Origin of the sequence: Pseudomonas sp. (assembly GCF_030150285.1) — a bacterium.
GTDB lineage: Bacteria > Pseudomonadota > Gammaproteobacteria > Pseudomonadales > Pseudomonadaceae > Aquipseudomonas.
In genome coordinates this window covers 58,939-82,694 of the sequence record NZ_JASLGE010000020.1, presented here as the reverse complement: position 1 = coordinate 82,694, position 23,756 = coordinate 58,939, and the positions used below count along the sequence as shown (strand labels likewise).

Annotated in this window: 24 protein-coding genes and 1 tRNA gene; 13 read left to right on the top strand and 12 right to left on the bottom strand. The window is 56.0% G+C overall.

Annotation, left to right across the window (positions count from 1 at the left end):
• Window positions 1-105 precede the first annotated feature (105 nt).
• From Q1W15_RS02985 to Q1W15_RS02975, 3 genes are all read left to right on the top strand, one after another.
• Entirely contained in the window at window positions 106-975 is an 870-nt protein-coding gene (locus tag Q1W15_RS02985) for a LysR family transcriptional regulator (RefSeq protein ID WP_300720097.1), read from the top strand.
• Between the two features lie 124 nt (window positions 976-1,099).
• A complete protein-coding gene (locus Q1W15_RS02980; protein ID WP_300720096.1) occupies window positions 1,100-1,651 on the top strand; it encodes a chalcone isomerase family protein in 552 nt (183 codons plus the stop codon).
• A 19-nt stretch (window positions 1,652-1,670) separates the two neighbouring features.
• Window positions 1,671-2,195 carry a DUF3833 domain-containing protein gene (locus tag Q1W15_RS02975; RefSeq protein WP_300720095.1) on the top strand — a complete coding sequence of 175 codons (525 nt, stop codon included), beginning with the start codon at window positions 1,671-1,673 and terminating at the stop codon, window positions 2,193-2,195.
• A gap of 1 nt (window position 2,196) precedes the next feature.
• Here Q1W15_RS02975 and Q1W15_RS02970 read toward each other — a convergent pair whose 3' ends face one another.
• The 7 genes from Q1W15_RS02970 to Q1W15_RS02940 all read right to left on the bottom strand — a co-directional run bounded on the left by Q1W15_RS02970 (window position 2,197) and on the right by Q1W15_RS02940 (window position 8,038).
• Window positions 2,197-2,700 (bottom strand): DUF2878 domain-containing protein, encoded by a 504-nt coding sequence (locus Q1W15_RS02970; RefSeq protein WP_300720237.1) that lies wholly within the window; start codon window positions 2,698-2,700, stop codon window positions 2,197-2,199.
• Window positions 2,697-3,965, bottom strand: a complete 1,269-nt coding sequence (locus Q1W15_RS02965) for a cyclopropane-fatty-acyl-phospholipid synthase family protein (protein ID WP_300720094.1) — start codon at window positions 3,963-3,965, stop codon at window positions 2,697-2,699. The genes Q1W15_RS02970 and Q1W15_RS02965 overlap by 4 nt, the downstream gene beginning before the upstream one ends.
• Window positions 3,952-4,743, bottom strand: a complete 792-nt coding sequence (locus tag Q1W15_RS02960) for a DUF1365 domain-containing protein (RefSeq protein WP_300720093.1) — start codon at window positions 4,741-4,743, stop codon at window positions 3,952-3,954. The genes Q1W15_RS02965 and Q1W15_RS02960 overlap by 14 nt, the downstream gene beginning before the upstream one ends.
• Entirely contained in the window at window positions 4,740-5,987 is a 1,248-nt protein-coding gene (locus tag Q1W15_RS02955) for an NAD(P)/FAD-dependent oxidoreductase (RefSeq protein ID WP_300720092.1), read from the bottom strand. Before Q1W15_RS02955 ends, Q1W15_RS02960 begins: the two co-directional genes overlap by 4 nt.
• Window positions 5,984-6,745, bottom strand: coding sequence for an SDR family oxidoreductase (locus Q1W15_RS02950; protein ID WP_300720091.1), 762 nt, complete (start codon window positions 6,743-6,745; stop codon window positions 5,984-5,986). The genes Q1W15_RS02955 and Q1W15_RS02950 overlap by 4 nt, the downstream gene beginning before the upstream one ends.
• Window positions 6,742-7,164, bottom strand: a complete 423-nt coding sequence (locus Q1W15_RS02945; protein ID WP_300720090.1) for a nuclear transport factor 2 family protein — start codon at window positions 7,162-7,164, stop codon at window positions 6,742-6,744. The genes Q1W15_RS02950 and Q1W15_RS02945 overlap by 4 nt, the downstream gene beginning before the upstream one ends.
• Window positions 7,165-7,564: 400 nt before the next feature.
• On the bottom strand, window positions 7,565-8,038 hold the full coding sequence (locus tag Q1W15_RS02940; RefSeq protein WP_300720089.1) for a hemerythrin domain-containing protein: 474 nt from the start codon (window positions 8,036-8,038) through the stop codon (window positions 7,565-7,567).
• 445 nt (window positions 8,039-8,483) lie between these two features.
• Between Q1W15_RS02940 and Q1W15_RS02935 the strand changes: the two genes are divergently transcribed.
• A complete protein-coding gene (locus tag Q1W15_RS02935) occupies window positions 8,484-8,783 on the top strand; it encodes an RcnB family protein (RefSeq protein WP_300720088.1) in 300 nt (99 codons plus the stop codon).
• Window positions 8,784-9,122: 339 nt separating this feature from the next.
• Here the strand turns inward: Q1W15_RS02935 and Q1W15_RS02930 are convergent, their stop codons facing one another.
• A complete protein-coding gene (locus Q1W15_RS02930) occupies window positions 9,123-9,713 on the bottom strand; it encodes an SDR family NAD(P)-dependent oxidoreductase (protein WP_300720087.1) in 591 nt (196 codons plus the stop codon).
• A 572-nt stretch (window positions 9,714-10,285) separates the two neighbouring features.
• On the opposite strand from Q1W15_RS02930, the gene Q1W15_RS02925 reads away from it, so the two are divergent.
• Window positions 10,286-10,873 carry a YfbU family protein gene (locus Q1W15_RS02925; RefSeq protein WP_300720086.1) on the top strand — a complete coding sequence of 196 codons (588 nt, stop codon included), beginning with the start codon at window positions 10,286-10,288 and terminating at the stop codon, window positions 10,871-10,873.
• A gap of 98 nt (window positions 10,874-10,971) precedes the next feature.
• Window positions 10,972-11,337 (top strand): hypothetical protein, encoded by a 366-nt coding sequence (locus Q1W15_RS02920; protein ID WP_300720085.1) that lies wholly within the window; start codon window positions 10,972-10,974, stop codon window positions 11,335-11,337.
• Between the two features lie 34 nt (window positions 11,338-11,371).
• Here Q1W15_RS02920 and Q1W15_RS02915 read toward each other — a convergent pair whose 3' ends face one another.
• Entirely contained in the window at window positions 11,372-11,953 is a 582-nt protein-coding gene (locus Q1W15_RS02915) for a hypothetical protein (RefSeq protein WP_300720084.1), read from the bottom strand.
• Window positions 11,954-12,399: 446 nt separating this feature from the next.
• Window positions 12,400-12,486, bottom strand: a tRNA-Leu gene (locus tag Q1W15_RS02910).
• Window positions 12,487-12,767: 281 nt separating this feature from the next.
• Here Q1W15_RS02910 and Q1W15_RS02905 point away from each other — a divergent pair.
• The 5 genes from Q1W15_RS02905 (at window position 12,768) to Q1W15_RS02885 (ending at window position 18,006) form a co-directional block, all read left to right on the top strand.
• On the top strand, window positions 12,768-13,814 hold the full coding sequence (locus Q1W15_RS02905) for a DMT family transporter (protein WP_300720083.1): 1,047 nt from the start codon (window positions 12,768-12,770) through the stop codon (window positions 13,812-13,814).
• A gap of 44 nt (window positions 13,815-13,858) precedes the next feature.
• The gene (locus tag Q1W15_RS02900; protein WP_300720082.1) at window positions 13,859-14,440 is read left to right on the top strand and encodes a DedA family protein; all 582 of its coding nucleotides are present in this window, start codon (window positions 13,859-13,861) and stop codon (window positions 14,438-14,440) included.
• 200 nt (window positions 14,441-14,640) lie between these two features.
• The gene (locus Q1W15_RS02895; RefSeq protein ID WP_300720081.1) at window positions 14,641-15,156 is read left to right on the top strand and encodes a DUF4174 domain-containing protein; all 516 of its coding nucleotides are present in this window, start codon (window positions 14,641-14,643) and stop codon (window positions 15,154-15,156) included.
• An 832-nt stretch (window positions 15,157-15,988) separates the two neighbouring features.
• The gene (locus tag Q1W15_RS02890) at window positions 15,989-16,981 is read left to right on the top strand and encodes a hypothetical protein (RefSeq protein WP_300720080.1); all 993 of its coding nucleotides are present in this window, start codon (window positions 15,989-15,991) and stop codon (window positions 16,979-16,981) included.
• Complete coding sequence (locus Q1W15_RS02885) at window positions 16,978-18,006, top strand: hypothetical protein (RefSeq protein ID WP_300720079.1); 1,029 nt, start codon at window positions 16,978-16,980, stop codon at window positions 18,004-18,006. The genes Q1W15_RS02890 and Q1W15_RS02885 overlap by 4 nt, the downstream gene beginning before the upstream one ends.
• A gap of 55 nt (window positions 18,007-18,061) precedes the next feature.
• Here the strand turns inward: Q1W15_RS02885 and punR are convergent, their stop codons facing one another.
• Window positions 18,062-18,994 carry a DNA-binding transcriptional activator PunR gene (gene punR, locus Q1W15_RS02880; protein WP_300720078.1) on the bottom strand — a complete coding sequence of 311 codons (933 nt, stop codon included), beginning with the start codon at window positions 18,992-18,994 and terminating at the stop codon, window positions 18,062-18,064.
• A 118-nt stretch (window positions 18,995-19,112) separates the two neighbouring features.
• On the opposite strand from punR, the gene punC reads away from it, so the two are divergent.
• Window positions 19,113-20,294: a purine nucleoside transporter PunC gene (gene punC, locus Q1W15_RS02875; protein WP_300720077.1), complete on the top strand. Its 1,182-nt coding sequence runs from the start codon at window positions 19,113-19,115 to the stop codon at window positions 20,292-20,294.
• A 19-nt stretch (window positions 20,295-20,313) separates the two neighbouring features.
• Here the strand turns inward: punC and Q1W15_RS02870 are convergent, their stop codons facing one another.
• On the bottom strand, window positions 20,314-21,009 hold the full coding sequence (locus tag Q1W15_RS02870; protein ID WP_300720076.1) for a pirin family protein: 696 nt from the start codon (window positions 21,007-21,009) through the stop codon (window positions 20,314-20,316).
• A gap of 259 nt (window positions 21,010-21,268) precedes the next feature.
• Here Q1W15_RS02870 and Q1W15_RS02865 point away from each other — a divergent pair, with 259 nt between their 5' ends.
• Window positions 21,269-23,743, top strand: coding sequence for a UvrD-helicase domain-containing protein (locus Q1W15_RS02865; RefSeq protein WP_300720075.1), 2,475 nt, complete (start codon window positions 21,269-21,271; stop codon window positions 23,741-23,743).
• Window positions 23,744-23,756: the final 13 nt, after the last annotated feature.

Below are 23,756 nucleotides of genomic sequence, written 5' to 3'. Positions count from 1 at the left end.
TGTCCTGTCGATTGACGAGGCGATACAGCATACCGAGATTTATTGATGCAATAATGCTGCGATTTCACATACCACTGATGCAGAATTGCATCGAAAGAGGGCAGGATGAATTGGGACGATGCACGGATGTTTCTCAGCGTCTGCCGCGAGTCGACGCTGCGCGGGGCAGCCCGCGTGCTGGGGGTGGATCAGGCCACCGTAGGGCGACGGGTTAGCGCCTTGGAGAAGTCCTTGGGTGCAACGTTGTTCTTGCGCACCTCCGAAGGCTACACCCTCACGACGGTCGGTGAATCTGCGCTGCGAGCCGTGGAAAAGATGGAGCAGTTCGCACTGGAACTGGAGCGCCAGACGCAGGGCCTTGACGACCGGCTGACCGGCACTGTGCGGGTGAGTACCACCGATTCTCTGGCCATTGATTTTCTCATTCCTGCGATGGCTCGCTTGCACGAACAGCATCCGGATGTGCGCGTGCAACTGGACGCTTCCACCCAAATGATCAGCCTGTCCAAGCGCGAAGCGGATATTGCCGTGCGTAACACCCGGCCCGAGAACCCTGATCTGATTGCCCGACGTATAGCCCGCTGGCCCGTTGGGCTGTTTGCGTCCCAAGGTTATATCGACGCTCGCGGGGTGCCGGCCCCCGGCTCATTGTTTGAAGGGCATGACCTGGTGGTGTATCAACCGTACTTGCAGCGCAACAACGAGATGACGCTGGTCTCGGAATCCATCACTCGCGGGCGGATTGTTTCGAGTGTGAGCTCCAGTTTATTGGTGCGCCGATCGATAGCGGCAGGGATCGGTATCGGTGAAGTACCCGTGTATATGGGGGACAGAGACGGGCTGGTCAGGCTATGGCCAGAGCGAACGCGCCCGGCACCCTATGACGTTTGGCTGGTCACCCACGCAGACCTGCGGCATACCGCTCGCGTGCGTGCCGTGATTGATCAGATCGTGGAGGTGTTTGCCCAGGCGTGACCTGGCTATTCGCAAGCCCCTGGCCATCCGATCGCGTGACCAAAATCCGTGTTGATAAAAGCTGTACAAGCTACCAATTTAGTATAAGTTTTTGGAGCGTTCATTGGTTTTTCGGAGGGCTCACATGGCTGCGCTTATAGGTCGCTTGATCCGCGGTGTCATCTGCCTTGTCCTGATGCTCCAGAGTGCAGTGCTATTGGCTGATTGGCGTGAGGCTTTACCGGATGCTCGACTGTCGGGAAGTGGCGAGATGCGCCTCTTCGGCTTCTCGATTTACAACGCCAAGCTATGGAGCCCCCGCCCGATGAACGGTGAGTCGCCAGGAGCCGACGTGCCTTTTGCTCTGGAGCTGACCTACAGTCGGGCTATTGGTCGTGATGATCTGGTTGAGGCAAGCCTCAAGGAAATCCGTCGCCTTTCGCCCAACCCCATGAGCCCGGAGCTGATCGCTCGCGGCAAGAGCGAAATGCAGCGTGCATTTGTCGATGTGGGCCCAGGAGATCGCATCACCGGCGTCAATGTTCCCGGCGAAGGTGCCCGTTTTTACGTCGGCGATAAACTGCAATACGTTGTAAAGGATGAGGCATTCGTCAATGCCTTTTTTGCGATTTGGTTTGATCCCCGCACACGCAGTCCAGAGCTGCGGGCCCGATTGTTAGGCACCGCTGAACCTTAATGCCATCGAGGAATGCCCCATGTGTAGAGTATGGATGCTGCTGTTCTGCTTTGGTCTTGCGAGTTGCACCAAGGTCGATGTGCAGACCTACAGTCAGGAAACGCCCACGCTTCAGTTGCGAGCGTTCTTCGAAGGTCGGGTCGAGGCTTGGGGGATGTTTCAAAAGCGTTCAGGTGAGGTCGTCAAACGCTTCCACGTGGACATCAAGGGAACGGCTGAGGGCAATCGGTTGATCCTCGACGAGTCATTTACCTACAGTGATGGCACCCGGCAGAAACGCGTGTGGACGCTAACACCTGATGGCCCAGGACAATGGCGTGGGGTGGCTGGCGATGTGGTGGGCGAGGCGCGTGGCGAAGTGGCAGGCAATGCGTTGCGCTGGAACTATGTGCTGAACCTTCCGGTGGATGGCAAGGAGTATGAGGTTCAGTTGGACGATTGGATGTACCTGATTGACGAAAACACGCTGATCAATCGCTCGTACATGACCAAGTTCGGCGTGGAGGTCGGTCAGGTTACCTTGTTCTTTCGCAAGCAGCCTTGAGTCAACGAGCCTGCTGTGCTGCCAACCCGTGCGCCGCAGGCATCACTATCGCCCAGATCAAGGCGAGCACTAGAAGGCTGGGCCATAGGCCTAGCGGCATCCCTACGCCTGCCAGCTTGGCCCCGCCCCAATACGAAAGAGGCCCGGCCACGGCACCCAGCAGGCTGCTCATCCACCAAGGTCGCCTGGTCCATTTCAGGCTGTACGCCAAGGTGCTGGCGAACAGCAGCCAAACGAGTGCCAACCAAAACGGCAAAACAAAAGTGGACCCTGAAAAATCGAATAGCCCCAGATGCAACAGCGCGCTGTCCAGAACCCAGCCGCAGGCGGCCACACGGAGCAGGTTGCGCCACTCATTGAACGTGTCTGCTACCCAAAACAGGTGTAACGCCAAGCAGGCAATTGCAATCAGCAGCAGCCAAGGCCGGTGAGCGCCCAATACACAGGCGAACCAGCCCAGCTGGAAAAGCCCGGCATTCAGAAACAGCCGGCCTTGCCCGCTCAGGCGGTTAGCTCCAATGGCTGCGGTTTTGCTCCGGGTTTGGCGAGCAATAGATGGGCAGTGCCAATGCTTCGCTCCAAGAACCCCCCTTCGCAATAGCACAGGTAAAACTCCCACAAGCGATAGAACGTCAGGTCGTAGCCTATTGCTTCCAGGCTCTGTTGGCTTGAACGCAGGTTGTCGTGCCACAGGCGCAGCGTGCGTGCGTAATGAAGGCCGAAGTCTTCCATATGATGAAGGTTCAAATCAGTGTCGCGACTGATGGTGTTGAGCATGGCCGTCACCGAGGGCAAGGCTCCCCCGGGGAAAATATAACGCTGGATGAAATCGACGGTTTTTTTGGCTTGCTCATAGCGCTGGTCCCGTATGGTGATCGCTTGTAAAAGCATCAGTCCATGGTCTTTAAGCAGGTGGGCGCACTGTTTGAAGTAGGTGCTCAGGAAGCGGTGGCCAACGGCCTCGATCATCTCGATTGAGACGAGCTTGTCGTAGGTTCCTGTCAGATCGCGATAATCCTGCAAGAGCAGGGTAACGCGGTCTTGCAGGCCTGCTTCCTCAATGCGGCGTTGCGTGTATGCAAATTGCTCATGAGACAGCGTGGTTGTGGTGACCTTGCAGCCGTAGTGAGTGGCCGCATAAAGTGCCATGCTGCCCCAGCCCGTACCGATTTCCAGTAGATGGTCTTCAGGTTTCAGATCGAGCTTTTCGCAGATGCGCGCAAGCTTGTTGATTTGGGCTTGCTCGAGGCTGTCGCTGGCGGAGCGGAACATGGCCGCTGAATACATCATGGTGGGGTCCAGCAACTTTTCGAATAACGCGTTACCCAGATCGTAGTGCGCTGAAATGTTACGTTGTGAACCGTTTCGGGTGTTGCGGTTGAGCCAGTGCAAGGCTTTGGCTATTGGGCGGCGTATCCGTGCCAAGCCGCGCTCCATTTCATCCAGCACCTCAAGGTTGGCAACGAAAATACGGATCACTGCCGTCAGGTCTGGGCTGCTCCAATACCCGTGGATATAAGCTTCACCCGCGCCAATGGAACCATTGAGTGCAGCCATTGACCAAAAGGCCTCATCATGCACTTCGATTTTTCCGTGGAGCCCATCGCCGGGTTGGCCAAAGCTCAAGGGCTCACCGTCGCCAATAATCTCTAAATGCCCGTGGCGCAGTTGTGCCAGCTTACGCAGAACACCTTTCTTGAGCAGACGAGCGCTTAGCCCGTTGGTGGCAGAATCACCCGTATTGGTGGGGTTCAGGCTAGGGTTTGTCATGGCGCGACTCCAGAGTGCCTGTGCGGTATTCGCCGTTGGCGGCTTCATGAGAAAACAGTGGCATCCGCTTGAGCAGTAGCCGCAGAGCCTGCCAGTAAATGGCAAGTACGGTTTTACCGGTGACCCAAGGGAACGCTATCAGATGGCGTCTCAGGCTTTGGCGCGTCAGTTCAACCCGCTCCAGGCCCATGCTCGCCTCAAAGAATTTTTGCTCGCCCTGCCAATCCTGCATGGTCACGTTCAAGCGTTGCTCAGGCCCAGAGAAACGCATGCGGTATTCCAGGTCACGCGGCAGAAAGGGGGAGACGTGAAAGCTCTTGGGCACCCGATGACGTGACTCACCGCTGGCGTGGGTCGGCAACACGTACTGATAGCGCTCTCGCCAAGGGGTATTGCTGACTTCGCACAGTATGGCGGCGAGTCTGCCGTCGGTTTCGAAGCAATAAAACAGGCTGATCGGATTAAAAGACAACCCCCAACTGCGGGGCTGGGTCAGCAAACAGATTCGGCCTTGGGGAGCGTACCCCAAGGCCTGTTCCACCAACTGACGCACAGCATCGCTCAGCATCACGCCCTTGCGCGTGGCGTGTGGCAAGTAGTCGGTTTCTCGGAAGGTAAAGGCCCCCCAGCGCGACCGCCCGGCCAGCCAGGACAAGCCCAGCACCTGCTCTTGTTCGGCAAGATCCAGGTAAAGCATACCCATTTGATAGTGAAAGCCATGGGCGCGCGGCAGCAACCGACGATGACTGACCCAACCCTGGTAAAGTGCGCTGTTCATAAGTGCTCACCGAAAGCTGCGGCTACGCGCAAGGCACTGACTACGCCGTCCTCATGAAAACCGTTGGCCCAATAGGCACCGCAGTAGTAGCTGTGTTGAGCACCTTGCAGCTCCCCCCAGCGGGCTTGAGCCGCCACGCCTTCCAGGCTGTACTGCGGATGGGCGTAGCGAAAGCGCTCAATGATTTTGCCAGGGGCTATGGCCTCGGTTTGGTTGAGGCTAACGCAGAAGGTGGTATGGCTCTTGATCCCTTGCAGGATATTCATGTTGTAGGTCAGGGCGGCGGGTTGCTGGGGGGTACCGCCAAGCCGGTAATTCCAGCTTGCCCACGCCAGGCGGCGGTCGGGCAGCACGCGCGTGTCGGTGTGCAGCACCACGTCATTCTCGGCGTAGTGCAATGCCCCGAGTATCTCTTGCTCGGCTTGGCTGGGAGCCGATAGCAGGCGTAAGGCCTGATCGCTATGGCAGGCGAAGACCACGCTGTCAAAATGTTCACTGCCCGCGCGACTGTGCACGGTCACCCCACATGCGTCACGTTCCACTCGCTGCACCGGGCAGTTCAAGCGAATACGCTCGACAAAACCGGCACTTAACGGCGCGATATAACTGCGAGAGCCGCCGCTGACCACCCGCCACTGCGGTCGATGGGTCGCCGACAGGAGCCCGTGATTTTTAAAGAAACGCACGAAGAACTGCAGGGGGAAGCGTTGCATGTCGGCCAGAGACATCGACCAGATAGCCGACCCCATGGGCACGATGTAATGGTCTATAAAGCGCGGGCCGTAGCCTTTTTGCAGCAGGTAGGCACCCAGCGTAGTGTCCGCGGCGATACGCGCTTGATCCAGATCACGCACGGCTTCACGGTTGAAGCGCAAGATGTCTCGCAACATCCCCCAGAAACTGATCGATAGCAGGTTACGCCGCTGCGCAAACAAACTGTTGAGGCTGTTACCGTTGTATTCAATGCCAGTACTCGGGTCCCGTACCGAAAAACTCATCTCGGTAGGGTTCGAGGTCACGCCTAGCTGGTCCAACAGGCGGATAAAGTTGGGGTAAGTCCAATCATTGAAGACGATGAAACCTGTATCAATGGCAAAGCTTTGCCCCTTCACCTCTACGTCAACCGTATGGGTATGGCCGCCGACCCAGTCACTCGCCTCAAATACGGTGATGTCGTGCTTGCGATTCAGCAGGTAGGCGCAGGTCAGGCCGGAGATGCCACTCCCGATGATTGCTATTTTCATAAAGACTCTTCTTTGGCGGGGCGAGCCATGCGCTTGCCTATTAACACTTGCAGGCGTTGAGGCATTGCCGCCAATAGACGCAATACAACGATAAATGGCCCGGGAAAGGCTATTTCCAGCGGTCGCCGTTCAAGCCGAGAGGTGATGTAGGTGGCCGCTTTGTTTACAGGCCAACGCATAGGCATTGCAAAGTTGTTCTGTTGCGTGAGCGGAGTATCGACAAAGCCTGGGCTCACAAGCGTGACGTCGATGCCCTCGTGGGCCAAATCGATGCGCAGCGATTGAAAGAGGTAGCGCATTGCCGCTTTGGAAGCGCCATAAGCCTCAGCACGGGGGAGCGGCAGATAAGTGACGGCGCTGCACACGGCGACCAGGTGCGGTCGTAGAGACTTGCGCAAGAGTGGCAGGGCGGCTTCTACGCAATAGGCTGCAGAAAACACATTGGCGCGTATTACGCGTTCAATGAGGCCGGCTTCGAAGTGTCCAGCCTCTAAATACTCGCAGGTTCCAGCGTTAAGTATCACCTGATCCAGATGGCCCCAGGCGTGCGCTATTTGCACGCCCATGCCTTGCACTTGGCGAGGGTCGGTCAGGTCGCCGGGCAGTAGAAGTACCTGTTGGGGGAACGCGCTGAGTAATTTTTCCAAGGCCTCGGCATTACGCGCAGTGACGGCCAAAAAATGTCCTTGGCTCAGCAGAATCTGCGCTAAGGCGGCACCTATACCGCTGCTGGCACCCGTGAGCCAGATGCGCTTCATACCAGCCTTCCTTTTAACCAGCCAATAGCACAGCCCATCAACGGCAGGTGCTCATAAAGCATGGCCCCGGCATCAAAGTAATCGCGGTGCCGATACACCTTCTCGTGCCACTGAATATAAGAGCAGCCATCGGCGTTAATCATTTGGCCACGGTGCAGGCGAGGGTGTCGAAAACTCAGGGTCCAGCGAAGATAGCCGCTGCCATCTTGTACCTGGTCATAGCTATGGAGCGTAAAGCCCAACTCGCTAACGTTTGCGTACAACTGCGCGAAATAGTCTTGCAGCGCCGTGATGCCCTGAATGTCGTGGAGCGGGTCACTGAAGTGGACATCGTGACTATAAAGCTCGTTGAGCTTGTCTAAATTGCTGGCGTCCAGTGCAGCAAATTCGGAGGCAAAAGATCGTAGAAAGTCAGACATGTTAATCCACCTGTTGGGGACTTGAGGCAAAGCACGGCGTCTGTCTCTGGCCATTTGTAAGGCCACACAGGGCATTTTTATTGCTTGAGGGCTGGCCCCACGAGGGGTGGCGCTTGAAATATCCAGCATGGAGCCCCCTTATTTTCTTGTACAAAATATCGTTCTTGTATAGCTTTATGAGCATAAAGGCTAAGTTGTACAAGTCAATATTTTTGTATAAGTATTTAGTGGGAGGGGGGGCGCGGAATGACAGCATTTGGGCTTTTGGTTGATGGGAAAGCCGGTGCCGGTGGGCATCAAACAGACTCTTTCTGGCCAGTTAAATGTCACGCAGAGGCAGAATAGAGAACACTGAAAGCCCGCTGAATAGCGGGCTTGGGTTGTGAGTGGAAGAGGTCAATCAAGCAGCTTTCGATGGGGTCAAACTTTTCTTCAAGCTTGTTTTGAGAGTCAGCATTTGATCCCCGAGCTCATCCAGTTTGGCTTTTCCCAAAATCTTTTTCGCGTGAGGGAACATGTCAGTTTCCTCTTCTTCAATGTGATGTTCCAAGAGTTCTTTGATCACTTTCACGCGCCCGGCGAACTCAGGGCTTGTTGGATCTGTGCCTTTCAGGTCAGGCAGTACCAAAGAGTCGACTGTGCGATGCTCCTCTTTAGCTTCATAGTACATTTCAGCCTCTGCTTTACCGCCTGCAGCTTTATAGGCTGGATAGAGGATTTCCTCCTCGAGTTGGGTGTGAATGCTCACTTCCAGTTCAAGTTTTTCTAAAAGCTCCGTGCGTTTCTTTACGGCCCGGTCAGTCGACTCGCTTAACTGGGCAAGAATGCCTTTTACTTTTTCGTGGTCGGCTTTTAGAAGGTCGATGGCGTTCATGGTATTCCCTCACTATCACAGATGGCTGGTGCCGATCTTTGCCGGCGATGTCTCCATAGCTATCGCATCTGCCGTGCCAGTTTGCTGGGAAAATTTTTCCGCATAAATTCAATCGGTTGGAGGCAGGGTGGCTATTTGCATTCATGCAGCATGCCCGAATCTTTCTTTTGGACGATGCATAAAACCCTGCTGAATTGCTCAACTGGGATTGCACCTCAGTTAGCCGTCATTTTAATGAACGCTTCCCGCGCAGGCGGGTCAACCTCATACCACTTCAGCAGACACATTGCTGTGGTGAGGCCTCCATAAAGCCTGCTTGACTGGGTAAGTGACGTCTTCGCGATGAGTGGGCTAAAGCATTCTGAAAGCCCTGTCTTGGCACTACCCGGTCTGGCAGAGGCTTGATCAATACAATCGCTGCGCTACGCCTAACGAGGGAAAAATGATGACTTACAAGAAACCATTTGCCGCTTTAACCATCGGGCTGCTTTGCGCGCTGTCCAGCCTTACCTTTGCCTCCGATGGGCCTAGCGTGACCCTGGATCGGCCTGGTGCCGGAGCAGTGGAACTGAAAATTGGGGATATAGTCCCAACTGAGTACCAGCGTGAGAGCTTGGAAGTCAAAGACTGGAAAAGTCACAAGCTTCAAGCACCTGGGCAGCATGAGCAGTGGGTAGAGATCGAGGGCAAGTACCTGTTGATTAGCGTACCTACTGGGGCGATTAAAGAAATGGTCAACCAGTAATGAAATAGCTCGTAGCCCGAAGTCCTGCGTTTCTTTCAGAACGCATGACTTTCTCGGCAGGCCAAGTACTGTGCCTGCCACCCCAAGAAAAGCCCGCTCGGCGGCGGGCTACATACCTTGCGAACGCCAGCATTAAGGACGCGATGGCGTGTGTAGTGGCCGTGATCACCCGCTTCCATGTACCAATGAAGCACTTGCCTCAGGGCGGTTACACGTTACCGTCATGACGCAGGCAGGATGACGAGTAATAGTGAGTGGTTGCGAGATATCCCGGTGCGAATCGATAAGGTAAGGGCTTGAGCTTCGTTGCTCTTTTCAAGCGGCGAAGCACGCCTTTTGTTACGACACGTATCTAGCCGTTGGAATGATGGATCCGAAACATTGCAGAGTCACTACGATTCCATCGGGTGCCAGATCTTTAGATGCGGCCTGAGTCAGCACCCGTATCGCCATTTTGGAGGCGGTATGGATATCTATCAGCGTCGGGTTTTCATGCCCGGCACTGGACGATACGTTGATGATCGTGCCTTTTTGGCTGCGCTGACGAAACTTATCAGCAGCTGCTTGAATTCCCCAGTGCGTGCTTTGAACACTGTGATGGATCAACCGTGCAACCTCGTTATAGCTAATTTCAGCTTTTGCGGGTTCTCTCTCAACGTTAGGGTTATTCACCATGATGTCCAAGCTGCCGAATGTTTTTTCCGCATAATCGACGGCCTCACAAAACTGCTCCTGTCGACTCAGGTCGCTCAGAAAAACTGACACGCGACGTCCAACTGTCTTGATCTCATCGGCCGTATGCCGCAGCAGCGTTTCGTCATTATCGACCAGTACGATATCGGCCCCTTGCTTGGCCAGGCGAATGGCGATTCCCCTCCCGATACTCCGTCCCGCCCCGGTAACAAGCGCAATCTTTCTAAGGCTATTCATATGGAAGTAACTAATGCTCTTTGATCAGTAATTGATAAGGTCTTTGTGGCGGTACCTGCCGCGCCTGTGTAAGCCGCCTGAGATGATCAGGAATCGGCAGATCGCAGATTCTCTTGTACAAAAATCCCTGAGCGCTGGGCTTCTGCGAGCATTCTAGCTGACATAGTACCACCGCAGAATTCTGTCTTTGTACGAGTGATCCAATGGTAAGAGAGCTTCCACGTCATGGTTGTCAAACCCACCGACTAGCCATGCGATAGTGGGTTCGTCATATCTGACTAGCCCGCTGCGTCGGCAGGCGCGTCAGTACACCGACGAGACAAACATGCTCATGCCTATTCATGCACGCTGAGCACATCTAACCTCACACGCGTGTAAAGCGGCGGGAGATTGGAGCGGCGAGATCGATGCGATGGGGCGTCGACGCTGATAAGGTCTTTGGCGGGCAGCGGGAAAGACTGAGCACATATTCACGGGGTGCAAGCCTTAGGCGGTGTCCTACTGTGCTTTTCTGCGGCTGCATTTCTGGGCATCATTCCCCAATTCGGTTGGCTTACATTGGGGAAAACAGGATGTTTGATAAATTTAGTCAGCAACTCACTTTACTGATGCTTGCCGACATTCATGAAAAGCTCGAGATTCAGTACAGCGTCGACCCTGCGTTTGTACGAGAGATGGTCATGTCGGGCGAGCTATGGGCTATCGCCGAAGCTTATCCTCAGTACTTCCGGTCTAGCGAAGTTGAGGCTCCAGACTGTTTAGGGTTTGTAAGAGATACACTGTACATGTGGCACGATGTTGAGGTGGCTTACGATGAGCTTTCCGAGCGGCAGAAGTACGAGGTCTCACAGCAGTTAGGAATGACAAGAGTTGACGCGCCAGGCTGGTTTGTTGGTTTCTCGAAGAAGCATGACCCAGCGGAGCATCGTGTCCTGCATGTTCTAATGAGCTTCTTGGGTGAAGTGCCGAACTTTGGTGGGCGCTCACTCGATCCCTGCAGTTCTTGGGTCCCACAGTACCGGGAAATGTTGAATGTCTATGGGGATATGGAAATAGATCACCGGTTAAGCATTGAGCAGCTCGTAACCTTGTTTCGAGCTTGGAGGGGGCCAGAGCTTGTCGGTATCCCATATCCTGACGTGAAAGCAGTTATTTTCTGATTGCTGTTTTCTGAAGTTTTCTTCCGAGCCTCTGCAAATGCAGAGGCGTTTTCGTTTTTAGGCTATGCCCGGCCTGCACTGGCCATTTTTCTTCAATCATGCCCCGCAGAGTCGAGCGCATCGAGTTCTTTCGCCGCTTGCTCGAAAAACTCGATTGGTCAATAGCCGGGCTCCTCGGCTCAGTAGCTGCTGCTGTGTGGCACCGGGATGACTTAATTAGCCGCAAGGCTTGGGCGGTGTTCATTTTTTTGGGTGCTGTCTGCGTTCATTACCTGGCCAGCCTTGTAAGCGCGTACTTCGGAATTGATGAGCCTCGCAGCGAGCAGATGTTCTTCTCGTCCACGATTGCCGGGACCACGCTGTTTGGCTCGCTCGCGCTGGAGGGTGCGCTGCACTTGAGTTGCAGAGAGGTTGATGAGGTGATGTCTACCCTGGATGCCATATGCCTGGAAGGCGAGTGTTAAACCAAGCTATATCACGATATGGACTGAGAGCGCTTTAGGCACCGTCTTGGTTCTTCACGCGCTCCCACTCCTTCTTAAGTATTGGCTGTAGTGCTGAAATCGCTTTAATATTTTTCTCCTTTGGATCTTCCTTGAAGATCGCTGTGCTATATGCCTCGTCGAGTTCCTTCATTAGATTTTTCGAGGCTGATTCAGATGGATTCAATAAGAGTCGAATTTTGGCCCGACTTTTTTCCGCTCGTGCGATAGCTGACCCATAAGCAATCGACCAATTTGCCAGTTCCGACATTGCGTATTCCGGGGCATTCATTTCTTCCAGCGTTTTGGCCCGGCCTGTTTTTTGTTGAAATAGATCCCAGATCGACGATGTTTCCGAGATGAAGGATGCCACTTCATCGCGCAACGAGTTAATCCAAGCCTGTCGACTGTTAGCAATAAATTCTAATCTTGATTTTTCTCTGTCTCTATCAGCAGCTTCTGTTGATATCGAAATTTGAGCGTCGAGTGCGCGTTTTTGGTGTTTGATTGTGACAATCGTTGTGCATATAATTGTTAGTGCGGTTATTGCAAAAGCAAGCAGGGTTGGCCAATCAATTTCACAAAAAAATTTAAACATAGATAAATGCCCAGTCGTGGATCGAGCCTAAACGTAAGTAGGCGAATAGGTTAATGTGAATCGCATTCAAACACGCAGATACAATTTGTTTTATAGCTTAATTTTCAAGCGGTGCGCTTATGTCTGCTCGATTTGGCGAGAAAAAATATTAAGATACCCTGTTGTGCTCATTGAAAATGAATAGCTGATAACACGCTTATATAGGTCTCGTCTTGACTCTTTTGCTGGGGCTGGGTGCCCCTGGCGGAGCCTGGCTCGCTGCCAACTACTACAAGCCTTTGCTCGATACCGCGACACAGTCATCTGGGCGGCGTTAGCACTGAAGCCTTTGAAAACGCCTCATTGTGAGGCTGGAAATTGTCTATGGCGGCGGGAGGCAGTCCATTTTTGCGGAACAAAAAAACAAAGGGCCTGCACGCGAATCACGTGCAAGCCCTTGATGTGTTTGGTGCCCGAAGCCGGAATCGAACCGGCACGTCCTTTCGAACGGGGGATTTTAAGTCCCATGCGTCTACCAATTTCGCCATTCGGGCGGTAGCGCGGTGTTGCGCGTCATTCAGGCGAGTGCTTTAAGGTTGAAGTACTCAGGTGCCTGCGTGACAGGTGGACGAATATATAGAGCCCGCGCGCGTGAGGCAAGTTGGATAGCCGTTATCGGCAGATATTTTTTTATCCTGCCGTTGGCCAAAACACTTGAAAAATCATGGAGCTAGGGTGCGTGCCCGGGTTTTCGGGGCGGTAGGGCGCACGAGGGATGCATTTCGCACAGCACCTGGTCTAGTCTGCTTGCAGGATCGGTTTGCAAGTGGGCGAGATGAATACAAGTGTGCTGTATGCATTGGTGGCAGCGGCGTTGTTTGGTGCCAGTACGCCGTTGGCCAAGTGGCTGGGGACTGAAATTCCGCCGGTGATGCTGGCCGGGCTGTTGTATCTGGGCAGCGGGCTGGGGCTGTTAGGGGTGCGCTGTATCCGCGACCGGGGCTGGAAGGCGTCCGGGTTGAGTGCGGGGGAGTGGCCCTGGTTGGTGGGGGCGATTGTGTTTGGCGGGGTGTTGGGGCCCGTTGCGCTGATGGCCGGGTTGACGCTCACCAGCGGGGCAACCGCCTCGTTGATGCTTAACCTGGAACCCGTACTGACCGCGCTGCTGGCGTGGGCGGTGTTCAAGGAAAACGCTGATCGCAGGATTGTGCTGGGTATGCTGGCCATTATTGTCGGCGGCATTGTGTTGTCGTGGCCGACAGGGGAGGTACCGGGTGAAACGCATTCCTGGCTCGGGCCATTGGCGGTGGCGTTTGCTTGTTTATGCTGGGCGGTGGATAACAACCTGACGCGCAAGGTGTCGGCCTCAGACGCACTGTATATCGCCGGTGCCAAAGGACTGTTCGCCGGGCTGGTGAATTGCACGATTGCGCTGACCCTGGGGGCAACATGGGTGCCGCTGCCGATCTTGACGCCGACGCTGCTGATCGGTTTTTTGGGGTACGGTGTGAGCCTGGTGTTGTTTGTGCTGGCCTTGCGCGGCCTGGGCGCGGCGCGTACCGGAGCGTATTTCTCCACAGCGCCGTTTTTAGGGGCGGCTCTTTCGATTCTGGTGCTGGGGGAGTCGGTCTCACCGCTGTTCTGGCTGGCCGCAGCGTGTATGGGCGTGGGCGTGTGGTTGCATCTGACAGAGTCCCATGATCATAGCCATGAGCATCATCGCCAGGAACATACCCATCGCCACACCCATGACGAGCACCACCAGCATGTGCATGCCGATGGCGAATCGAGTGAGGCCCCTCACAGCCACCCCCATGTGCATTTACCGGTTCGTCATAACCACCCGCACTTTCCGGACATTCATCACCGGCACCGCCACTGAATGTTTGCCTGCCCCTTGTTTTGTTTTGGAGCGAATAACTGCCCATGTTTGAACACATTGATGTCAACCACTTGCTGGCCACCTATGGCTATCTGGCCATTTTTATCGGGTGTTTGCTGGAAGGTGAAACCATTCTGATTCTGGGCGGGATGGCGGCTCATCAGCATGTGCTGAAGCTGTTGCCCGTGATCGGCTATGCCAGCCTGGCGGGGATGTTCGGGGACCAGTTACTGTTCTGGATCGGTCGCTACTTCGGTGCTCGGTTATTGCCGCGTTTGCACAAGCAACAAGCCACTATCGATCGTGTCACCGGGTTGATTAATCAATACCCCACGGTGTCGATTTTCTCTGTACGGTTTTTGTATGGCATGCGGCTGGTCGGGCCGATGGTGATAGGGGCGTGCAAGGTTTCGCCTTTGAAATTTACGTGCATCAATTTTGCCGGAGCCGTGGTGTGGGCCACGCTGTTTGCCAGTGCCGGGTATTGGGTCGGGGAGTTTCTGGAGGGCATATTGGGCGACCTCAAACCCTATCGCTTGCCGATTGTGGTGGTCGTGGTTGCGCTGATGGTGGTCGTGGCTGTTGCGCGCCATTACCGGGCGAAAAAGAACCTGGCGCTCAAGTGAGCGTTACCGTGTGCCGGCTTACCTGCAGGCCGGCAGCGGGGTGATGGTTGCAAAAAATAAACGCGAAAGGCAAAGTCCGGGTACCCGGTTGCGTGATGGCCTCTTGGCCAAGGCTTCAGAATGGCAAGCTAAACCTGAAGTGTTTCAAGGTATTAGCGTTACGTTCACGGATCCGGCCCGATAATGATAAGGAGGTCTGGATGTTTGTCCGTTTATTGATGCTCGCCACTGTATTGATCGCTGGCACCGCGCAGGCAATAGAAGTCAAAAGCCCGCTGGAACAGGACCGCGGAAAGTTTCGTCCCTTGGTGATTGTTGCCCGCGAAGACGCTGACCCGACGCTGGTGGCGCTGAAGAAAGCGCTGGAAGAACCGGCCAACAAACAGGGCTTCAGCGAGCGCAATATGGTGCTTTATACGATTGTTGGAATTGCTGGCAAACGGGACAACGAAGCGCTGGAAACGCAGGGCACGATGTCGCTGATTCGCGGGCTCAAGCCGGGAATGATCATTGACAAGGCCAAAGTGATTCTGATCGGCAAAGATGGCGAGAAGAAGTTCGAAGGCGAGGGTGAAGTCGACGTGCAAGCGCTGTTCAAAACCATCGACGCGCTGCCTGCGGCCGAAAAGCAGGCCGAGCCTGCAGTGGCCGCAACACCAGGCAAAGCGGCCGCACCCGGTAAAAACGCCAAGCCGGCCAAGGCGCTTGAAGACTGAACACCGCCGCGTCGCACCCAAAAAAAATGGCCTGCTGGGGAGGCAGGCCAAATGGGATTTCACTAAAGGAGTGGATCCAATGTAAGGGCTTCGATGTGAAAGTGGTGTGAAAAGGATGTCGTCAAAACGCGAGTCGTTCTCAGGATAAAAATAAAGCCCCGTTGTGGGTGTTTTTCTGTGTCCCGTAACACATTCCAACGAAAGCCGAAGGTATTAGAGCCCGCCGAGTTTGAGCGCTACGCCGAATCAATAGGCACGGCACTTATCTACCCGTCGCGCCCTCTATCACGACTTGTCCTTGTGAGGGCTGCAACAGCCACATGATGGATTGGGCGTTTGACTGGTGGCTCGCAGACTGACTCAAGGCAAGTTTTACCGCACCCAGCAGTCGACATGGCACCCAAATGCAATTCAGTTCCGAGCGGCTTCAGGCGCTGATCATCGGACTTTTCTGATAGCGACTTGGATGAAACGGAGCAGTCCGTCTGCTTTTGAGGACATAGCTGACAGATATCGAGATGAAGATCAGTCAAAGTCAGCCCCAGGACGCTTACCACCATCCTCAGTCAACTCAATACTGAACACCTGTGCCGCTTGGCTGCGCAGGTGTTCGAGCAGATTGAGTTCTGGCTCAGCAGGTTGCCTTAATTGGCCAAGAAGCCCTGCACCACAACCCCCGAAACCAGCCGCCCGCCCAAGCAATGGGCAGTCAAGTTCAGGAACTGCTGACGCATTGGTGGCAACCGAATGAGTTATGCAAGACGGGATGCCTATGTGTTTACGTCTATGCTCCACACCCATCATCCAAACAACAGCGTGGTGCCTGAAACCCATGACAAAAACCACACAGCAGCTAATGCTTAACGACATTGCTGCCTGGCAGCACCAAGGTTTGATCGACCCGCACACACAGGAGCGGCTGAGCGCGCCTTATCAACGTCCCAACCAACTGTTATCCACGGTGTTGCATTGGCTGGGTATCGGCGCAGTGTTACTGATGGGTATGGCAATCCTGGGGGGTGTGAGTTATCTCAGCGAATCGGCCGCCCTTGGCGTTGTGCTGTTTTTTACCGCCGGTGGGGCATTGTGGTGGGTGGGTGTACGCCTGGCGCGTGATCCAGCCGGGCGTATGCCGGTGGCGGGTGTGGCCATTTTGACCATCGGCCTGATGATGATCGGTGGCAGTCTGTTACTCAGTGGCATGGGCTCCGACGAGGTCCCGTTTGATAGCCCCCCTTTGGCACTGCTGGTCACTGCCTTGCTGAGTGTGGCCACAGCCTATCGTTATCACCTGCGCTGGCCATTGTTTCTAGGGCTGCTGTGTACCTTTCACGGCCTTGGCTCCTGGGAGAGTTATGACGGTGGCGGGTCATATGTGTTCGATATCCAGGACCCGCGAGCCATGGCAGTGATTGCCGGCTTGGCAGCGCTTCTGGGGCTTTGGCACCAACAGGCGGAAGAAAAGCCGCTCCGCCACTTCAGCGGTTTCGGGCGTTTGTATGTGATTTTCGGGCTGCTCTATTTCAACTGCTCGCTGTGGTTTCTCAGCCTTGACGCTTACAGCGCGTCCCCATCGGGGCTCGCGATCGTGCTATTCACCGTCGGGGCCATCAGCCAGTTGATCATCGGGGCTCGTTTCAAACACCCCAGCTTCACCGGGTTTGGCGTCGTGTTTCTGAGCATCGACCTTTATACGCGTTTTTACGAATACGCCTGGGATCGCCTGAGTGTCGCGGCTTTTTTCGCGGTGGCCGGTGTGGCGGGTATTGTGTTGGGCTGGTTGTTTGAGTACGCGGCGCTACGTGCCAAGGAGGATCGGCCATGAGCCCGGGTCGCCGCAATCGACAGATCCACGATGTCCTTGATCAATGGCTTCGCGAGGGGCAGATCGATGCCGTCACCCACAACCGTATTGGTGAACGGTACCCCTTGACCCAATGGGACTGGCGCTCACTCGGGCGCTGGTTTCTGACGTTCGGTGCCATCAGCCTGGCGGCCGGTCTGCTGTTGTTTTTACGTGAGTACATGACGTTCACCCTGCCAAAATTGGCGCTCAGCTTGTCAGTGCTGACCTTGGGCCTGTTCGTCGTTGGGCGCTGGTTGCCCGAGAAGGGCTTGAGGATGCTGGGCAGCACCGCCGAACTGCTCGGCGGCTTTGCCCTGATCGGCGTGAGTTTTGTGCTGGGGATGATCTATTCGGACGGCTCTGGCAACTGGCCGGCGCTGCTGCTGATCGATCTCCTGGTCCTGCTGGTGCTTAGCTATGCCTTGGGCAATGTGTACCTGCTGACGTTGTGCAGTGTCTTGTTTTTTGTCTGGTTTGGTGGTCGCAGCGGCTATGTGTCCGGCTGGGGTGCCTACTGGTTTGGCATGAACTATCCGTTACGGTTTCTCGCTGCTGCGGCGGTGCTGGTGGCCGCGGGGGCGTTGCATCTGCGCTGTGAGGCCGGGTTGCTTGCCCGCTACAGTGGGTTTGCCAAGGTGTGGATTTCCTGTGGTCTGTTTGTCGGCGAAATGTCCTTGTGGCTGTTGTCTCTGTTTGGCAGTTACGATTTGATCGACGGGCCGTGGCATTTTGCCGAGGAAGGTGAGCTGCTGATATTCAACGGGCTTTGGGCGCTGGTTAGCCTCAGTGTGTTAGCGGTAGGGCTGCGTCAGCGGTTCGGCATGTTAGTGGGGTATGGCATAACGTTTTTGATCATCCAGTTGTACACCCTGTTCTTCACCCAACTGGCCGAAACCCTGGGCTGGCTGCTCAGCTTGCTGATCGCCGGCGCTGGTTTGCTGGCCCTGGTGATCTGGCTGGAGTCGCAGCGTCAGAAGCGTCGAGCGGCGGTTGCCCAAGCCTGAGTTGACCGCAAAGGCACAGGGATTGGTCAGTTGCCGTTAAATGGAATGCAAGCCACTACCCTTGGGCCACCCTCTCATCCGGCGCGTCGTTGAGCCACTCCAGGCTTAAGGTCGCGGTGTCTCCCAAGTAATCCAGCAACCAGCTCATGGCCGGTGAGTGATGGTTCTGGGCCCAGGCAATGCAGGAAGGGCTGGCCGGGAACGGGCGTTGCAGACGCAGCGCGGTCAATTGCCCCTGTTCTATCAGAGGGTGGGCCAGGTGCGCAGGCACCATGCCGACGCAAAGCCCGTCACTCAGGCACGCCAGGCCGGTAGACCAGTCCGGCACCATCATGCGGCGCTGGTTGTCCAGGGTCCAGGTGTCGCGCTTGGGCAAGCTGCGCGAGGTGTCATCCATGCACAGCGAAGGGTAGGGGCGCATTTGGTCATCGTTGAGCAGCCCCTGCAATACAGCCAGCGGGTGACGAGGGCTGGCCACGCACAACCAGTGCAACGAACCCATATCGCGAAAAGCAAAACTGCCCGTGACCGGTACAGCCCGCGTTGCGCCGATGACCATGTCAGTGCGCCCGTCGACCAACGCATCCCACACGCCGTTGTACACCTCGTAGTGCACCAGTAACTCGACGTCGGGAAAGTGCCGGTAGAAATCGGTCACCATTTGCCGGCAGCGCGGGTGCTTGACGATGGCGTCGACGCCAACGCGCAACTGGCCGCTCCAGCCATTGGCCACTTGCTGGCAGAGGCGGCGGGTGCCCAGCATCTTTTTCATCACATCCCGGGCTTCTTTGATAAACATATGGCCCGCCGGTGTGAGTTCGACATCCCGGTGGCGGCGTACGAACAGTGGCACGGCGAGCCATTGTTCCAGCTGACGCACGGTGTAGCTGATGGCCGACGGGACGCGGTGCAGTTCCTGGGCGGCCCCAGTGAAACTGCCATGGCGGGCCACAGCATCGATTACATCCAGCGAGTATTCAGACCACATAGCTACCTTCAAAAAAATTGATGCTTGGCGGCAATTATTATCGCTTCACAACGAAATCATCAGGCGGATAATAGCCGCCAGTCAACAAATTGTTTGATGGCAAGTTTTTTGGGGCTCCATGAAGAACTCTTTCGGTTTTACCTGCTACTTGGCCGGGCTCAGCATGTTGGGCTACCTGGCTATGGATATGTACCTGCCCGCCTTTGATACGCTACGCGCCGACCTGCAGTTGTCTGCCGGCGCTGTGGGGGCCAGCCTGAGTATTTTCCTGGCCGGTTTTGCCTTTGGTCAATTGCTCTGGGGGCCACTCTCGGATCGCTTGGGGCGCAAGCCAGTGCTGCTGGCCGGGTTGTTTTTGTTTGTGCTGGGTTGCCTGGGCATGCTGTGGGTCAATAACACGGTAGGGCTGTTGAGCCTGCGGTTTGTGCAGGCGGTCGGCATTTGTGCGGCAGCGGTGACTTGGCAAGCGCTGGTGATTGATCGTTACCCCGCCGACAAGGCCAATCGCGTGTTCGCCGGGATCATGCCACTAATGGGCCTGTCACCTGCGCTGGCACCATTGTTGGGGGCTGCCATGTTGAATCACTGGGGCTGGCAGGCGATTTTTGGCGTGCTGTTGGGGCTGGGGGTGCTGTTGATTGTGCCGACGTTGCTGCTCAAGGAGCAACGCCGCACTGCGGATCGCCAGCAGGCACCGCACATCAGTTACTGGCACATCCTGCGCACACCGGTGTTCAGCGGTAACGTGATGATCTTTGCCGCCTGTTCGGCCAGTTTCTTCGCGTGGTTGACCGCCTCGCCATTTATCCTCGGTGACATGGGTTACAGCCCGAGTGATATTGGTTTGAGCTACGCCTTTCCGACCCTGGCTTTTCTGGTGGGCGGTTACAGTTGCCGATGGGCGCTGCAGCGCATACAGGGCCGTACGCTGTTGCCGTGGTTACTGGTGGCGTACTGCGCAAGCATGGCGGGGCTGTACGCAGTGGCAACTCAGACTGAGCCAACGCTGGCCACGCTGCTGATTCCGTTTTGCCTGATGGCGCTGGTTAACGGCGCGAGTTACCCCATTGTGGTGGCCAACGCGCTGGTGCCGTTTTCACAGCACTCAGGCAAGGCCGCCGCGCTGCAAAATACCTTGCAACTGGGCTTGTGCTTTGTGTCGAGCATTCTGGTGTCGAGCATGATCAGCCATCCGCTGGAGATTACCGTACAGACGATGCTGGCCACCGCTCCTATTGCCATGCTCGGGTACTGGATTCAACGTCGCAAGCGACCGGCACCTGCTCTTGCGACGTCGTAACTGCACGCTGTAGCCGCTTCTAGGCGATGTCGACCAGTACGATTTCGCTGTCGTGCAGCGCTGTGACACGCAACACACGCTCATCGACGACAGCGACCCCGTCTCGGGCTTCAGCGCGCAGGCCATTGACCTCAATGGTGCCGGTGGCGGGCACCAGATAAGCGCGGCGACCGCTGTCCAGCAGGTATTCGGCGGTTTCTCCGGCCTTCAGGTTAGCCGCAACCAGCCGGGCATCGGCGCGAATGCGCAGGCTTTCGTTGTCACCGTCCTTACCGCTGGCCAAGGTCACAAAGCCTTCGCGCTGCCCCTGGGGAAACGGCTTTGCTCCCCAGGAAGGTGCGTCGCCTTCCTGATTGGGGATAATCCAGATCTGGAAGATTTTGGTCGCAGTCGGCTCCAGGTTGTACTCGCTGTGGGCGATGCCGGTGCCTGCGCTCATGACTTGCACATCGCCCGCTTCAGTGCGGCCTTTGTTGCCCAGGTTGTCCTCATGGGAAATCGCGCCTTCACGCACGTAGGTGATGATTTCCATGTCGCGGTGTGGGTGAGGAGGGAAGCCTGTGCCAGGGGCGATAACATCATCATTCCACACCCGCAGGTTGCCCCAGTTCATGCGTTTGGGGTCATGGTAGTGCGCGAAGGAAAAATGATGGTGTGCATCCAGCCAGCCGTGGTTAGCGCCGCCCAAGGTGGCGAAGGGTCTGAGTTCTAGCATGATGATGCTCCTGTAGAGGCGGCCCGTGAACGACCAACGGTGCCCGGTCGATAATGGCCACTATTCTCTACGCAGAACCTATCGGCAAAAAGCGTAATTTTTACGTCAAAGCAATCGGATAATTTGATGTTTCTAGTCTTTAATGCGTCTGCTTTTACTTTCATAACCGAGTCTAAACAGCTGATGCTCAAGCAATTCGCTGGCACTCTACGGCCAATGCAGCGACCATAGCCGAACAGCCTCACACCCTGGAGTCAGCGTGCCGCAACACAATCCCGATTCGTTTGAAGAACTTGCCCCTGTTGCTCAATTGCCCTTGTTCAAGCGCCTGGCAGCTCGGTTGTTGGGGGGCGGTTTGAATCGCCTGCGCGCTCAACATGTGACTTCCTGGCTACACGGGCAAGCGGACGGTTTTCGCAGCGGGCACAGCGCCGGTGTTGATTACGGCTTTAAAGAGGGCCACGCCGAAGGGCTTGAGGAAGGTCGCCAAGTGCTGGTAATCAGCGATACGCGTCCTCAGGAGCACCGGGCCCCCGGTATTGATGACCATTTGTTCGATGACTGGCGCCTGCCGCTGACGGCCGAGCTGAAGAAACAAATAAAAGCCGATGTGGCAGCCCTGTTGCCGGCGTACGCACAGCCCAGTGCGGCACAGTGGAAGATGATCTTCAGTGATACACCGTCCACTTCGGTTGTCGCCGGGGCGGGGGCGGGCAAGTCGACATCGCTGGTGTTGCGCATCCTTTTGCTCAACCACTACCTGGGCTTTGAACTCGGTTCGATGACCGTGGTGACCTTCACTCGTGAGTCGCGCAAGGACTTTATTCACAAGCTCCAGCAGGTTTTTGCCCTGTGGGGGCGCGCCCTGAGCGCCAAGGAAGCGCGCGAAGTGGTGCGTACCTTTCATTCACGCATCCTGCCGCTGGTGCGCAGTTTGCCCGGCTTCGGCCAGTTGCAGGCGTTCGAGACCCTGAGCACGCGCAGCCAGACGGCCGATGATGACGCCGACAGCAACCCCTTTGACCTGCGCATCAACGATGCCCAGCGTCAGCAGCTCAATGCCTGTTATCACGGGTTGTACACGCGCAATGAGCGGTTTCGTGACGTCGTGGCACCGCTTTGTCGCCATGCCTTGCAACTCAAGGCGCTGGAGCGCGATCACCCTGATGTGCAAAAGCGCATGGCGGTCACGGAATTGGCGGCCAAACGCGACGAAGAACTGTGTGACGCCCTCGAAGACTTGTGGTTTGCGGCCGGGGCCTGGCCCATCGAAGGCATCGAACCCAACCGCGAGCCGTTGCAGATCAACGGCGCGTCGTTTCACTGCCACGGCTATATCGCACAATTGGACGCTTGGGTGGTACTGGGCTTCGACCCTCGGGAAAACCCGCAAATCAGCCGCCCGGGAGCCAAACTGACAGTGCGCGCCGAGTGGGCTGTAAAGAGAACTCTGTTTCGAGCTTTCTGTGATAAGCCACTGATATGGCTAGAAAACTATGACGACGCAAGGCGTGTCATTACCTCGCTGGCAGGGGATGCGACGGCCGGGCCGGGGTTTGATTACAAGCTAAAGGGCGAATTGGGCGCGGCCCCCTTGCTGGACAGTTTTGTAGCGGCCGCCAGTTTTATTGAGAACCTGGGGCTTGATGTTGCGGCGGCCGTGGGTGAGATGCGGTTCGCCAAGGATGACCCGGACCGCTTCTTTTTCGAAGCCCTGAGCCTGTACTGGCGGGCACTGGAAGATCACTTGCTGGCTCAAACCCCGCCGGTCATGACCTATAACCGCATGTTTTCGCTGTTTAGCGAGAACACCCCGCAAAACTTCAAGTTGCTCAGCCATGAACAGTTGCGGCCGCTGTCGCATTTGATGATTGACGAATTTCAGGACGTTTCACCGCAAATCGTCTCATGGTTACGGGCCAGCCTGGCCGAAATTCGCAGCCGTGGCCCGCAGATGCATGTGGGCCGCGGTGCTCAGCGCTCATCGCTGTTGTGCGTGGGCGATGACTGGCAATCGATTTACGGTTGGCGCGGCAGTTCGCCCACGTACTTTATGGCGTTCACTGCCAACTTCCCGTCGCCCGCCCACACGCGGGTGATGCTCAGCGATAACTTCCGCAGCCATCAGTACATCATTGATGCCGCTGAACATATCGTACGCGCAGCACCGTCCATTCCCGGTAAGCGCGCCAAGGCCTGTGGCGAACCCAAGGTGCCAGTGCCGGTCAAGGTGTTGCAACGTGATGACCAGGATTTGGCCAAGCGCCTGGCCGAGCACTACCATGCGGGCGATCGCATATTAATGTTGTATCGAAAAAGCAGCGATAGACTATTGATAGAAAAGGATATTCAGTCAGTAGTTAATGTGGATTCTAGTTTGCCGATTGCCGAACGCAGGCTCAAGCAACTGACCTATCACAGCGCAAAAGGCTTGCAGGCGGATGCCGTTTTCCTGTTGGGTGACTGCCAGCATCTGACGTCTTCGCCGTACAAGAATCAGGTGTACCGAATGGCCGGTCTGGGTAAAGAGGGTGACCCCGAGCCTTATGACACCGCACAAAAGGACGAAATCCTGCGACTGGCCTACGTCGGTATTACCCGTGCCGTCACGCACTGCTATTGGTACCTGGAAAACCCGGAGGCCCACGGGCCGAATGTGCCCAAGGCCTCCGAGCGGATTCCTGCGGGCAAAGCGTTTTTTGAGGACCAGCGAGGGGACCACGTTCAGGGGTAGTCACCCTGTGCGC